The 14200-nt window shown below is 38.4% G+C and carries 14 protein-coding genes; 10 read left to right on the plus strand and 4 right to left on the minus strand.

Annotated elements, in window-relative coordinates:
- Positions 1-42: 42 nt before the first annotated feature.
- On the plus strand, positions 43-1302 hold the full coding sequence (locus N475_RS09310) for a hypothetical protein (RefSeq protein WP_063365104.1): 1260 nt from the start codon (positions 43-45) through the stop codon (positions 1300-1302).
- A 42-nt stretch (positions 1303-1344) separates the two neighbouring features.
- Here the strand turns inward: N475_RS09310 and rrtA are convergent, their stop codons facing one another.
- Positions 1345-1938: a rhombosortase gene (rrtA, locus tag N475_RS09315; protein ID WP_063365105.1), complete on the minus strand. Its 594-nt coding sequence runs from the start codon at positions 1936-1938 to the stop codon at positions 1345-1347.
- 88 nt (positions 1939-2026) lie between these two features.
- Here rrtA and ggt point away from each other — a divergent pair, with 88 nt between their 5' ends.
- The 9 genes from ggt to N475_RS09360 all read left to right on the plus strand — a co-directional run bounded on the left by ggt (position 2027) and on the right by N475_RS09360 (position 11148).
- Positions 2027-3790, plus strand: a complete 1764-nt coding sequence (gene ggt, locus N475_RS09320; RefSeq protein WP_063365170.1) for a gamma-glutamyltransferase — start codon at positions 2027-2029, stop codon at positions 3788-3790.
- Between the two features lie 172 nt (positions 3791-3962).
- The gene (locus N475_RS09325; RefSeq protein ID WP_063357631.1) at positions 3963-5657 is read left to right on the plus strand and encodes an NAD-dependent malic enzyme; all 1695 of its coding nucleotides are present in this window, start codon (positions 3963-3965) and stop codon (positions 5655-5657) included.
- Between the two features lie 133 nt (positions 5658-5790).
- Complete coding sequence (locus N475_RS09330; RefSeq protein ID WP_155732558.1) at positions 5791-6621, plus strand: ABC transporter substrate-binding protein; 831 nt, start codon at positions 5791-5793, stop codon at positions 6619-6621.
- Positions 6622-7131: 510 nt separating this feature from the next.
- The gene (locus N475_RS09335; RefSeq protein WP_063357632.1) at positions 7132-7938 is read left to right on the plus strand and encodes a hypothetical protein; all 807 of its coding nucleotides are present in this window, start codon (positions 7132-7134) and stop codon (positions 7936-7938) included.
- A 149-nt stretch (positions 7939-8087) separates the two neighbouring features.
- Positions 8088-8786 carry an SIMPL domain-containing protein gene (locus N475_RS09340; RefSeq protein ID WP_063357633.1) on the plus strand — a complete coding sequence of 233 codons (699 nt, stop codon included), beginning with the start codon at positions 8088-8090 and terminating at the stop codon, positions 8784-8786.
- Positions 8787-8882: 96 nt separating this feature from the next.
- Positions 8883-9257 (plus strand): MAPEG family protein, encoded by a 375-nt coding sequence (locus N475_RS09345; protein WP_063365106.1) that lies wholly within the window; start codon positions 8883-8885, stop codon positions 9255-9257.
- Positions 9254-9889: a sulfotransferase gene (locus tag N475_RS09350; protein WP_063365107.1), complete on the plus strand. Its 636-nt coding sequence runs from the start codon at positions 9254-9256 to the stop codon at positions 9887-9889. Before N475_RS09345 ends, N475_RS09350 begins: the two co-directional genes overlap by 4 nt.
- Before the next feature lie 83 nt (positions 9890-9972).
- Complete coding sequence (locus N475_RS09355) at positions 9973-10545, plus strand: MiaE family protein (protein WP_063365108.1); 573 nt, start codon at positions 9973-9975, stop codon at positions 10543-10545.
- Positions 10546-10635: 90 nt separating this feature from the next.
- Positions 10636-11148: a hypothetical protein gene (locus N475_RS09360; protein ID WP_063365109.1), complete on the plus strand. Its 513-nt coding sequence runs from the start codon at positions 10636-10638 to the stop codon at positions 11146-11148.
- Positions 11149-11408: 260 nt separating this feature from the next.
- Here the strand turns inward: N475_RS09360 and N475_RS09365 are convergent, their stop codons facing one another.
- The 3 genes from N475_RS09365 to N475_RS09375 form a co-directional block, all read right to left on the minus strand.
- Positions 11409-12251: a flavin monoamine oxidase family protein gene (locus N475_RS09365; RefSeq protein WP_081232404.1), complete on the minus strand. Its 843-nt coding sequence runs from the start codon at positions 12249-12251 to the stop codon at positions 11409-11411.
- Between the two features lie 363 nt (positions 12252-12614).
- Complete coding sequence (locus N475_RS09370; protein WP_063365111.1) at positions 12615-13757, minus strand: phage head morphogenesis protein; 1143 nt, start codon at positions 13755-13757, stop codon at positions 12615-12617.
- Entirely contained in the window at positions 13750-14199 is a 450-nt protein-coding gene (locus tag N475_RS09375) for a hypothetical protein (protein ID WP_063365112.1), read from the minus strand. Before N475_RS09375 ends, N475_RS09370 begins: the two co-directional genes overlap by 8 nt.
- Position 14200: the final 1 nt, after the last annotated feature.

The following is a 14200-nucleotide window of genomic DNA, read 5'->3' on the forward strand; positions in this document are numbered from 1 at the left end:
CGAAATTCATCATGTAGTAAGGAACACTAATGGAGAAATTCAATGTATATATTAAACACAACCTTTTTGTATATCCTTGTAGCTTGTTTTATATATCTTTCACCTGTTACTAAAGCATCTGAAGTAAACGCGTTTGACGAATTCCTAGTGACAGAGGGGGAATGGAGTAAGGGAGTCAAGCCCAATGTTGTTGCTTTAGATGGAAATCGAGTCTTGTTCTCATGGGCCGATTCTTCCTACCCATATAAAGTTAAAGGCAGAGTAGGGACCATTAATTTAGACAACAGTATTTCGCTTGGAAGCGTTAACAACATTTCAGATAGCTATAGACTAGGAGGATGGACTCCTGCGGAAACTAAGCTGTTGAATGATGGACGTGTAGCTGTTATCTGGAGTAACACTTATGAAGTGTATTTAAGAGTTTTAACCATTGACCCCAACGGTAGCTGGCACTTAGGACCCGAGCAGAAGATTATTTCGAAGCAATCATCTGTACCACAACCAGACGCAGCGGTGTTGTCTGATGGTAGACTGGTGGTTGCTTGGACTGGCTACGATGAGCAAATTTTTGGAATCTCAGCATCTGTTGGTGTAGTCAATGCTAACGGAGTTTTTGTAGAACACGATAACTTTCAAGTTAACCAACTATCTCAGAGTGTTCAAAATGCGCCTCGCGTTGCAGCAATGGCTAACGATAGAGTTGTTTTCACTTGGATAACAAATGATCCAAGTGCAGACAGTCAGGGTTCTGGTATTGCAGCTAGAGTTGCAGACTTTTCAACATTGGGTAGCGTTAAGTTTGAAAATGAATTTACTGTAAATCAGGAACAGGTTCGTGCTCAATTTTATCCAAATATACTTGTGCTTAGCGACAACAGGCTCGTGTTTTCTTGGAAAGGCTATAAACAAAATGGCAGTGGGAATAACCAAATGTATGCTTCTGGTCGCATTGGTAGTTTAACAAACACAGGAATTATAAACTTTGCATCTGAATTCATGATTTCAGATCATTTTGTCCAAGGCTCTGAGCCAGTTGATTTGAGCGTCGTAAATGACAATGAGGTATTATTCATTTGGACACAATATGGATACCCAGAAAAAATCGGTGTAAAAGGTAAGATAGTAGAGTTTTTGCAAAATGATTACATTGACGAGTCTTCTGTATTTCCCATAGAGCAAACTGTACAAGATAATCAAAATTTCCACTCTATTTCCAAAGTGAGCGATAAGCTTCATTTAGTTGTGTGGGATTCTAAGGGGTTGGGGGTAAACGGTAGGTTGTTTGAGATTATTTCTGACTAACACTTGTAAGGCGGCCTTTATTTTTAAAAGGCCGCTGAAATTTTAATTTTTAGCTAAACCAAATTTTTCCTTGAAAAGAGGGATCGCCAAAACCACGCCACCAATAGCACCAATCAAATGTGACTCGATAGCAACGCGCGAATTAATCAAGTTACCGACTTCAGCGCTAGGCCCTGCATACTGTTCCCACGCAAGCTTTCCGGCAATGCCTAAGAATAAAAGTACACCAGTGGGCTCTTTTGTTTGAATATCTTTTAATGCTCCCCAGACGATAATTCCATGTAGCAATCCACTGAGGCCCGTGTATACTTTGATATCAGGACAAAATAGCCAAATACCAACTCCCGTCCAGATACCCAGTAAAATAATGTGGGTAAAATAACGAGACGTAGAGGTGTGCTCAGCATGAAGTATCCAAATAAACAGTATGCCAATTAGATTTAAACCCAAATGAGTCCAATTAGTGTGTATATATTGGCTACTTAAAATACGCCAAAATTCGCCTTCACTAATAAGTTGGCGATGAAATTCAAGCATATCTCTCAGATCAAGAGCCATAAGCAATATGGCAATAACCGAAAGAACAATTGGTGGGAGTATATAGTTTCGACTTAAGGGCAGGTTTAAACCAAACATTCTGTGTTCACAATATTATCTATTTTTACATATTGTGCCTGTTAACTTTTATGATGCCAACGACGATTGAAAATTAATAAATATGAATATGAAATACAAGCGCTCACTCATTGCCTTTTTATTAGCCTCAGCACTTCCTGCAGTTGTACAAGCTGAGCCAGCCAAAGCACGCGAAGTAAGAGAACCAGAAGCTTCCACTGGCTTTACTTTAAAAAAGGAAAAAATATCCGAAAAGTACATGGTTGTTGCGGCTAATCCACATGCGAGCAAAGCAGGACAGTTAATGTTGCAACAAGGTGGTAATGCAATTGATGCAGCTATCGCTGCGCAACTTGTTTTGACATTAGTTGAACCTCAGTCATCAGGTATTGGAGGAGGCGCGTTCATTCTTCACTATGACAAAAATAATGATTACCTTACGACATTTGACGGCCGTGAAACTGCACCACAAAAAGCAAACCATAAACTGTTTTTAGATAAAGAAGGCAAACCTGTCAGGTGGTTAGAAGCAGTTGTAGGAGGGCGTTCAGTTGGCGTTCCGGGTATAATTCATGCGATGAAGCAAGCCCATGACAAATATGGGAAACTGAAATGGAGAAAACTATTTAAGCCGGCAATTGCGCTTTCTGAAAAAGGGTTCGCTGTTTCTCCAAGACTACATATGCTATTGAAAAAAGAGTTTAACCCTGGTCTTACGAAGCTTTCTCCCGCGAAAGATTATTTTTACCCAAATGGTAAGCCTTTAGCTATCGGCACCATAGTTAAAAATCCAGAACTGGCTAAAATATACAAAGAAATTGCTGAGTTTGGTCCTAAGGCTTTTTATGAAGGAAAGTACGCTGAGGACATGGTTAGAGCTGTTCAACAGTCTGAAATTGCACCTGGTTTATTGTCAATGACTGACCTAGCAAATTATACAAGTAAAGAGCGAGCACCAGTTTGTACGTCATACCACGAATATAAAGTGTGCTCCATGGCGCCGCCAAGTAGTGGTGGATTAACGGTACTGCAAATCTTAAAATTGCTTGAAGGTAAAAAACTTGCTCAGTATAAGCCTAACTCGCCGGAAGCTGTGCACCTGTTTACACAAGCTTCTAGGCTAGCATTCACTGATAGGAACTACTTTATTGCAGACCCAGATTTTGTAAATGTGCCCACTCAAGGGTTACTCAATCCGGTATATCTGAAGTCAAGGTCCAAACTCATTAGCGACCGAGACAATCCTAACTTTCCTGTTGGCGACCCAACAATGGGTGAAGTCGCTTATGCTAAAGACGATAGTTTCGAATTACCATCTACGTCGCATTTGTCAATTGTGGATAGCGCAGGTAACGCTGTCTCAATGACCAGTTCAATTGAAATGGGTTTTGGCTCAACAGTCATGGTTAATGGGTATTTACTGAACAACCAATTAACTGACTTTTCTCTTTCTCCCAAAGTTGGTGGGCAGTGGGTAGCAAATAGGGTAGAACCAAATAAACGACCACGAAGCTCCATGTCTCCGGTTATGGTGTTTAACAAAGACGGCAGTTTAAAGCTTGTTGTTGGTTCACCAGGTGGTAGCAGAATTATTAATTATGTAGCGCAAACAGTGATTGGTGTGATTGATTGGGGATTAACCCCTCAGCAAGCGATCAATTTGCCACGTATTACTAATCGAAATAAATATACGACACTTGAAAAAGGCACCGGCTTAAAGGCAATCAAACCTTGGCTTGAATCAAAAGGACACACTGTGAGGATATCTGACTTAAACTCTGGCATTCACGCAATTGAAATAAAAGAGGGACTTTTGTTTGGCGGGGCAGATCCTCGAAGAGAAGGTGTAGCGCTTGGAGAATCTAGCGAGTAAAACGTAGGATATTCAATATTATTCAGTTATAATGTACGACCCTGTTTACGCTTTGCTAATCCGTTTACAGGGTCGTTTTATTGGTCTGACGTGCACTAAAGTCATTGAAAATTTGTGTACTTAGGCAATAATTATCCCTTATATTAAAAATTAAGAGTCACAGCTTGTAAATATGACTAAACAAACCGATCCTAATTACCTCTACATCCCATATTCTGGCCCAACATTATTGGAAACGCCTCTTCTTAACAAAGGCAGTGCATTTAGCCAGCGTGAGCGTGAAAACTTTAACCTAGCCGGTTTAGTTCCTCCTCGTTACGAAACAATTGAGGAGCAGGTAGAACGTTGTTACCAGCAATTTTCAAGTTTTAAAGACAACCTAAATAAGCATATTTACTTACGTGCGATTCAAGATAACAACGAAACGCTTTACTATCGTTTAGTTAGAGATCACCTTGAAGAAATGATGCCAATCATTTACACGCCTACTGTAGGTGACGCGTGTGAAAAGTTCTCTGACATTTATCGTAGTTCTCGTGGCTTGTTTATTTCGTATGAAGATCGACATCACATCGATGATATTTTGCGTAATGCAACAAAAGGCAAAGTAAAGGTTATCGTTGTAACTGACGGCGAACGTATTCTTGGTCTAGGCGATCAGGGTATCGGCGGTATGGGTATTCCAATTGGTAAATTGTCTCTATACACAGTATGTGGCGGTATTAGTCCAGCATACACTTTGCCAGTAATGCTTGATGTTGGTACCAATAACGAGAAACTGCTAAACGACCCAATGTACATGGGCGCAAGACACAAACGCATTAGCCAAGAAGAGTACGATGAGTTTCTAGATCTTTTCATTAAAGCCGTTAAGCGCCGCTGGCCAAACGTGCTACTTCAATTTGAAGATTTCGCTCAACCAAATGCAATGCCATTACTTAAAAGATACCGCGATGAAATTTGCTGTTTCAATGATGACATTCAAGGTACTGCATCGGTAACAGTTGGCTCTTTATTGGCAGCTTGTCGTGTTAAAGGGGCTAAGCTATCCGATCAAAAAGTTGTTTTTGTTGGTGCAGGCTCCGCAGGGTGTGGTATTGCAGAGCAAATCATTGCTCAAATGGTATCTGAAGGTATTTCTGACGCACAGGCACGTAGCCAGATATTTATGGTTGATAGATATGGCCTACTTACAGAAGGTATGGAAGGTTTGCGTGACTTCCAAGCTGCACTTGTTCAATCAAACGAAAATTTGGAGAGCTGGAATTACAGTGGTGAGTTTGCTTCACTTCTCGACGTAATGCATTGTGCTAAGCCTGATATTCTAATTGGTGTTTCAGGACAGCCAGGGTTATTTACTGAGCAAGTAATCAAAGCGATGCACTCAGGTTGTAATAAGCCAATAATTTTCCCTCTGAGCAATCCATCTCGTCAGGTTGAAGCACACCCTAAAGACGTAATTACATGGACAGAAGGCAATGCGATTGTAGCAACTGGTAGTCCATTTGAGCCAGTTGAATATAATGGTAACAGTTACGTTATCCCACAGTGTAATAACAGTTATATATTCCCTGGAATTGGTTTAGGAGTGCTAGCAGCTAAAGCATCTCGCATTACTGAGTCAATGCTGATGGTGGCAAGTGAAACGCTTGCTGAATCGTCGCCTTGGGCTAACACTGGCAAAGGTAGCTTATTGCCATCGCTGATTGAGATTGAGCAACTAAGTAAGCGTATTGCATTTACAGTAGCAAGAAAAGCTATGGAAGAAGGCGTTGCACTTGATATGCCTGATGAACTGATTTGGAGTTCGATAGACAAGAATTATTGGATGCCTGAGTATAGAAACTACAAGCGTTGTAGTATCTAATCCAAAAAAGCCCCTGACTAAAGGGGCTTTTTACTTTTTTAGGGTAAAATATTTAAGAATTAGCGTAAGATTGACTTTCTAGCTACACTTAAAGGGTGTATCGCAGCATGGAATGCTCCAAGTAGGAAGTTGTATGCTGTTAAAAATTTTGTTTCCCCTCTTATTGTCCGTTTCAACAATTGCATTTGCAAAGCCTATCAAGATAGAAATTCTTTCTGACTACAATCCATCTTTTGGGGAATCTCCTGGGGACTTGGCAACCCAATTATTACTTATTATTGCTCGAAGTCTAAAAGGGGAAATGGCGATAGACTTTATCCCAGCAAGTCGCTTGCGTGAGTGGCGAGAGTTAGAGCATCACGACAACATTTGTCTATACAATAAAGTTAAAACCCCAGAGCGAGAAGCAAAAGCACTTTTCGTTACACTCCCATTAATGGCTTTTCCTTCAAACCGGCTTATTTTAAGAAATAAAAAATTTGTATCGGCCGAAGTAACGCTTGAAAAAGCACTCTCACTAGGGTTAAGAATTGGGGTTACAAAGGGCCGCTCCTACGGACTCGAAATAGATGACTTTATCAAAACAAATGCAGATCGCCTGTTTATAGGTGAAGGCAATGATAGTGCATTTCGTTTGCGAAAAATGCTTGTACAAGGGCGTTTGGATGGCGTAATTGAATATAGTTCGGTATTTGTAAACGACTATCCATCAGAAGATGTTCTAAAGGATATCTCATTTCATGCAATAGGCGACACACATGCAACAATTTTTGGCTACATTGCTTGCTCTGACTCAAAGCTTGGTAGGCAAGCTGTAGATTTATTCGAACGAGCTTTGCAAAAGCCACTTATACAAGATCAAGTTATTAGTGCCCACGCAAATTTATTTCTACCTCAAGAAGAAGTCTTCATTTCTAACTCATTAAAAAACGCCTACGGAATACAAAAAACTGAAAAAGATTGAGTTGTTAAAGGTAGTTGAGTTTGAACACATTACTAAATATTATGAGTCAAGGTCTCAATATTATTTTTTAATTTAATTTGGCAAGTGTTTTATAAACAAACTGCGAAGATCGTATAATTAGATCATAATCACAATACTTATTCAATTTTATAAAACTAACAATTCCAGAATATACATATTTGTGTCCTTTTCCTTATCTTCTCACTTAAGACAATGAAAAATAGGCTTTTTCTTATTTCATAATTGGTTTTTCTTTCTTTTTTATCACGAAAATAATATTTCAAATTTAACTTCGCTTTACCTTTTAGAACAGCTCATCATCATATTTTTATGCCATTTACAGTCAAATTTTTTACCGCTAAATTTCATCTCGAACTTAACGCCGAGCATGCAATAACTCGACGTGATTTAAACAAGATTAAGAGCAATCGCTTATTAATTTCTAGCAAACACCTTTCATTATTTTGAAAGGACTATTTTAGTAACTTAAAGTTATATAGGGAATAAAAAATGAAAATCCAACTTCTCGCAGCCATGGTTTCTTTACTAGCAGTAGATAGCGCAGTAGCTAGCGTTACAGTAGAAGATTTAGATGGATACAATCGTGAGTCAAAGTACACAGCAGGTGTAGTGAATCGTATCGTTACTGATTCTTTGCACGCTCGTACATTTAATGGTTGGTTGTTCCGTAACGATGCTTACGACAAATGTGAGACTGGTGTTGTTTACGACGAAATAACAGGTCAAGTAATTGCTCCAGTTGGCACAACTCCTGGTGGAGCACAAGCGTATACTGTTGATTCAATCTTCCTACAAGGTAACTTCACTGACGAGCAACTACAACGTACTCGCGTATTAGCGATGAATTGTGAATCAGCGAGTGGCGAACAATTTGTAGTTAAACACAAAATTCCAGCACTACCAAAAATTACTTGGGATGCACAGCTAGTAGGCGTTGGTCCATGGAACAAGCCAGATTGCAGTGGTCCTGCACAACACTGCGGCGGAGCAGGTTGGTACAACGAGGTAAGTTACACTTCGTCGCTTCATATCAATAACGGCACTAAAGATGGCTATTGTACTGCAACAGCAGGCGAAGGTTCTTACTCAAAAGTGTTTAATGGCTATGACTCAACGCCGCTTTTCCACACTAACCACTTTGCGGTAAGTGACGTGTTATATAAGTCAAATTCGCGCATTTTTAGACAAGAAGTTTCTTGCAACAACCCAGCTGGTACGACTGAGCGTCTTACTGTTTGGGAAATTACAGGAGAAAACGACATTAACTTAGTAGTTGACCACACTAGCTACAAGTAATTTGTCCAAAACTCAACCTTAAGGGCCTTACTGGCCCTTTTTTGTTTAGAGCGCTTAAAGGGATTAATGGTTATTCAGGGTTGATTAATGGGTATATGTTTCAATAGGGTCCATAATAGTAAACTGTCTAGAGTATATTTGGAGCACCCATGCGATTAGTTACTGCCGTTATGTCTGTTTTATTAAGCACTTCCGCAATTGCAGGAAGCCTTCCTACTTCACCACATTTATATGTAAAAGGTTATGCTGAGCAGGCTGTAGCGCCTGATACTGCAATTGTGAATGTAGCGATTAATGAAAAGAACAAAAATCTGCAGTTTGCGAAATCAAAAGTAGATGATGTAATGGCGCGCGCAATAGAAATTGCAAAACGCTTTGGAGTTGAGAGCAAACATATTTACGCTGAACAACTGAATGTATATAAACAAACTCGATACAATAGGACCACTAACGTAGAAGAGTTTGACGGCTTTAAAGTATCGAGAAATTTAACTTTAAGATTAAAAGAAGTTGAAAGATATCCTGAGCTTTTACAAGCGTTTGTCGATAGTGGCATCAATCAGTTTAACAATACTCAATTTATTGTTGAAGACAAAGAAGAGGTAATGAAAAAGCTAAAAGCGTCTGCAATTAAACAGGCAAGACTGGGCGCTAAAGAATTAGCAGACGGGTTTGGTGTCAAAGTTGGTGATTTGTATTCAGTCTCATTTTCTCCAATGAACGTACCTGTTCAACCATATGCAAGAGGAAAAATGATGGCTGCAGAAACAATGAGTGTGAAAGATGCCTATAATGTAGGTGACACAACACTAAAAGCCGAAGTTTACGCGGTTTATTACATAGATTAATTATAAAATTGGTTCTATTTAGCTGCCAATAAATCTACAATCCCCTATACAATAATTACTAATTATATATATGGAAATTGAATAGGGGATATCATCATGTTTACAGGTTTATTTGCTGCAATTTGTACTCTCTTTTACATTAAACTCAGTCTTGATGTGATAAAGCTTAGAAGACGATATAAAGTTGGAATTGGGGATGCTGGTCACAGTGATTTAATTACTGCAATTCGCGCTCATGCCAATTTTATTGAATATACACCTTTAGCAGTTATTTTGATTTTTATCCTCGAGTATCAAAATGTAAGTTCGGTTTGGTTGATTATTTTTGCTAGCACATTTCTAATTGGTAGATTTTTACACGCTTTGGCACTAAATAAGTCTTACATACAAACTCGAGTGATAGGAATGCTTATGACATTTTTAACGCTCATAGGCTTAGCGCTATTTAATGGCTTTTTATACTTTTCATGAAAAACAAATACTTTGTTTTAGGCTTGCCACGAACAGGCACAACGAGTCTTTGCGTAGCAAGCTTAGGTTTGGGCTTTAAAACAGCTCATACCGCATATACAAAGAGCGCCATTAAAAGCGCTCAACTTATCGCCGATACACCAGTGTTTAACGACTTTGAAAAGCTCTATCAATTATTTCCAAACAGTCGTTTTATCTATCTCGAGAGGGATCTGTCTTTGTGGGTGCCATCTATTCAAAGACTTCTAACTCGGATGCTACCTAAGCTAATTGAGCAAGGAGGGGGCTTTAATGAGACTCTCAAGCGCTGCTATTTGAACACCTTTCCAAACCTGAATGCTGACAACATTTTAGATGATACGTATCTAATCAATTGTTATAACAATCATAAGCTTAATGTTACTTCATTTATAAATAAAACAAATGCTGACTGCCTGTTTGTAAATTTGGCCCATGAAGATAGTGGTCAAAAATTAGCTGAGTTTTTGAATGTATCAAATATAGATATTCCTCATTTAAATAAAATGGGAAAGGTCACAGCCTGGAATGAAATCAGGCATCCACTAAAAGTAGAGTCAACTCGGCTTGGGAAAGTAGACAAAGACTCTACTCTTTATTGCTTTAAAAAGTAATGTCCGATACTAAAATGTAACTTAAAAAATTGAGCTGTGTTGAGTACAATAGAGCCATTAATCCTTATTGAGAATAATAGAGAATGTTTGAATTAAAGTACCACACACCATTTGAGTGGACTCATAAAGTAATGGAAGATTTTGTTACTTTTTTACAAGATCATGCTGCCGCAGAAAAGAAAGCTTCGGGCATGGCTATGTCTATGCTAGGCCATTACCCTGATAGAACAAAACTTGTTAAAGCAATGGCTGATCTTGCAATTGAAGAGATGATACATTTTAAGCAAGTTTTAAAATTAATTAATGAAAGAGGGCTGGCATTAGGAAATGACAAGCAAGACCCATATATCAAAAAGATGCGAGGTTTGTTTCGCCAAGGTAGTGATGAATTCTTAATTGATCGTTTGTTGGTTGCAGCTGTAATTGAAGCAAGAGGACACGAGAGATTTTCGTTGGTTGCCGAAGCTCTACCTGAAGGCAAAGATAAAGATTTCTACGTGGCAATTGCAAAGTCTGAAGAAAAGCATAAGAACCTATTTGTCGAGCTAGGGTATGAATATTTTGACAAAGCGGTGATTGACGCAAGACTAGAAGAAATATTAATTGCTGAAGCGCAAATTTGTGAAAGCATCCCATTTAGTGCTGCATTACACTAAATGCTCACGAAAAGAGCACGTATAGAATAAAAAACATACGCGCTCTTATTTATGTTAAATAGAGCTATTTGTTTAAGTTTGGATGTAGTGATGCAAGAATTTTCAAAACATTTATCACGTAATAAAGTACAAGTCCCACAAAATCATATTTTTAAAATAACAGATATTAAAAACATAGCTCATCAATTGAAGCTGGTACCTCTTAACGCTTCTGTTGCGGAGATTGATTATTCAGCTGTTTTGTTAAACATGGATAGACTGACGGGTATTTTTGGAGACAACGATCCTTGGCCAGACCCAAAAATGACTTTTCAACAAAACTTAAATAGTTTGCGCGTTCACCATTTGGAATTTGAATCAGAAAAAGCTTTTGCTTATTCAGTCATCAGTATTGATTCTAAGAAATGTTTTGGTAGCGTTTATATAGATCCAAGTGAAGATGCTGCTCAAGACTGTGAAGTATATTTTTGGCTTTGTAAATCATTACCAGTCAACAGGAAACAGTTTGCTATATTTTTATCTGATTGGTTAAGTAGTGCTTGGAAATTCAAGAGTAGTAAAATTCATAAGTATAAGGACGCTGATAAAAATAAAGACTTGTGAAAATGCAGTTTAGTATTGGAGGAAAGTTCGAAGATATTTTTGACTTAAGTGATGTCAAAAAGAAGGTATTAGGTCTCATAGTTAAAAGTACAAGTCTAACACACTTTACATCCTATAATTTATATTATGTTAAATCATATAAATGCAATAAGTGTCAAACTTATACCCTTACCATATGAACGTACAGCAATGTTTTTTGAGTGTGCTATGTCCTATACTAGACGGTATCGGACATTAATGAGGCGTTGCCATTTTATGAATTACGAATGGACAATTTCTTTAACTGCTTGCTTCGCTGAATACACCGCAGCATGAACCGACCCCCAATCTTTACCATCTGTATATGCCTCGCCAGCAAAAAATAATCGCCCATCTACATTTGCTCCAAGTTCTTTTACTGTCCGCCAACTCTCGTTGTTAGATACATAGGCGCTATGTACGTTTGGCTCTTCATTCCAGTTTTGGGAAATATGTTTAATATAGTGCTCCGTTGCTTTGCCATCAAACAACGTATCTAGTTCATCTAGAATGTATTTTATTAATTTGTCGTCACTTAATTCAACATAGGGAGATGACTCATTGCCAACAGCAAACAGTCCTAGAATATGTTGAGTTGTGACTTGTCCATATGCAACATCATAATACAACTTTTCTCCGGACGATGCGTTAACTTCAAAACCAATAAGTGCTGGGTAAAACTTTTCTGAAAATTCGATAAATGTTTTAATCCCACCCCAGACACTTACTTTATCAATCGCATTTTGTTTTCTAAGTGGCAACTTAGGAACAAACGTAATCATGTTTTGCTGTAGTACTTTAACAGGAACAGTCACAATAACTCGAGATGCAGAATCAATTGAATTCGACGTTGCTACTTTGATTTCTTCATTTGAGTAATCAATTTTAGTAACAATAGAATCAAATATAATATGTTCCTCAACAGACGGTACAATGTAGCGTTTAAAAAAGTCAAACCAAGTCGAGTTAACAAACTTACTATCTTCTATCACCCCAAATGTATCTAGGCTAAGTCGTTCTCCTTCGTAGAGAACATAGTCAACTCCCGGATCATACATCGTCGTTTTTATATCAATATCAACCAAATCATTATCAACTATTTCCTTTAGAACTTTTGTGTCTACATGAATCCACTCTGCACCTAAAGGAATTGGAAAGTTTGCAAACTCAGTCGTATGCTTTATCCTGCTGTAAGGGGTCGTTCATTTCTAGAATTAACCAAACTATGAAATTCAACTTTCGATTCCTCTGAAAGCCCCATAATCACTGGACCTCTGAAATTTTCGAGTCAAAATCCCAAAAACCAAAAATACATTTGTTTTTAGACAAAACCCGCTCATTCCATATCATTCTGCGCTCATTCCTGCTCACAATACGTTTAGAATTAGACTAATAATCGCCATTTTTAAAAACGTTTAAACGCCCTTTAAACTGACTTTAAATACGCTTTAAACATCAACTTGTTTAACAGCGACCACGCGATTCATATCCGAGCCAACCTCAACGGTAATCAAAATTCCATTTACCACGTACTGCACAACACTTTGGTTAAATGTGGAATCGGCTTGAGTTTGAATTAGCTTCATTAACTGTGTGGTTTGCTCAAACCCAATTAATTGAATCGCCGTTTTTATCATGGCTTCATCGATAACTACCAAAGTGCTTTTTGTTTCGGGCGCAATATCCAAAACGGTTTTAAATAAATTTGGATGTAAGTGCCCTAGCGTCAATTTTGTTCCAGACTCTGCTTTACCAAGTGACTGCTTAGCTGCAATCGTCGCAACTTGAGATTTAAAATAACTTTGGCCTTCATTAATAGCGTTATTAAAAATCGGTGTGGCGACCTCTCTTATTTGGTGATCGAGTTTCGCTAACATCTGGCCCGTTGCTTTGTCTGCGCCCAACCATGCCAGACCTGGATTGTAATCCCAACCGAGATCAATGCCTGGCAATCGCTCCAGTTCTTCACCGGTTGTTGGGTCAACTTCAGTAAATGGTTTTTGATAATTCTTAAGTGCGGAATCTGGTGTAACAGTTAACCCCATACGTTTGATGTCGGCATCACTTAAGCTCACTACTTTACACCTGCAGTTCCAGCCGTTCGGCGGATAATGCGTGTTCCAGAAATTATGTTCAATTGGTAAAAGTATATAATTCCAAGCATTATGTTGCGGTCTTACTCGCGAGTCTCCTGCAGTTAAATATAAAAGATATGGCCTGCGATGTTTTAATCGTTCTTGCTGTTGCCATCGGCCAGCAGCTCGCGCGGTGTTTTTATTGTTTTGATAAATTACTTGAGTACGCCAACCGCGTTTTCCATTGTATGACCAACCATGTTTTGAAACTGCTTTATCAAAGCGCGCTCTAAATTCTGTGATCGTCTCGCCATTTTCAATCGCTGCAAGTACGGCTTTATATAAGTCGTTTAACAATTCAGTTTTAGTTGCACCGGCAACGGTAAATGCACGGGCATGAATGTGGCCTAGTAAATCTTTATATGACTCCGTTGGTATTTGAACTTTTGATTTTAGATTTGAAATGGCCTCGTCGAATTTTACGAGTTGGCCATATTGAGGTGTTGTATCAGGCATGATGACTTACATATTCTTCGTAAGATTCGCAATCAATTGAGAGCAATTTAAGGCCTTCAATTTTCTTGAATTGATTTACTAGTACGTTTGATGTCGAAAAATATGGGTGAAGATATTCATATTTGTTATGTAAGTTTGGGAAGTACTTTTTTGCATCTCTTTTGCCGAAATCCTTCTCAAGCCTTTTGACCTGTTTGGGGGTGTAATATGCTCTAGTTTTTTTCTTCCAAACAGATTCAATGCAAGTAGGCCGATTTTCAGTATTGTGTATCCACTCACCTTTAATGAAGTCGTCAATATAAACAGCTAACGTTGATGTTGACTCAGTAGGAAAGCTGCGCTTTACCTTAATTATATAACTGCCCAGTTGGAACTCGACTGTTGGAAAAAGGCCTGCAAGGTGTTCTGTAATTACATCCCATGCTTCTTTATTAATGGTCATA

The sequence above is a fragment of the Pseudoalteromonas luteoviolacea DSM 6061 genome (assembly GCF_001625655.1).
GTDB lineage: Bacteria > Pseudomonadota > Gammaproteobacteria > Enterobacterales > Alteromonadaceae > Pseudoalteromonas > Pseudoalteromonas luteoviolacea.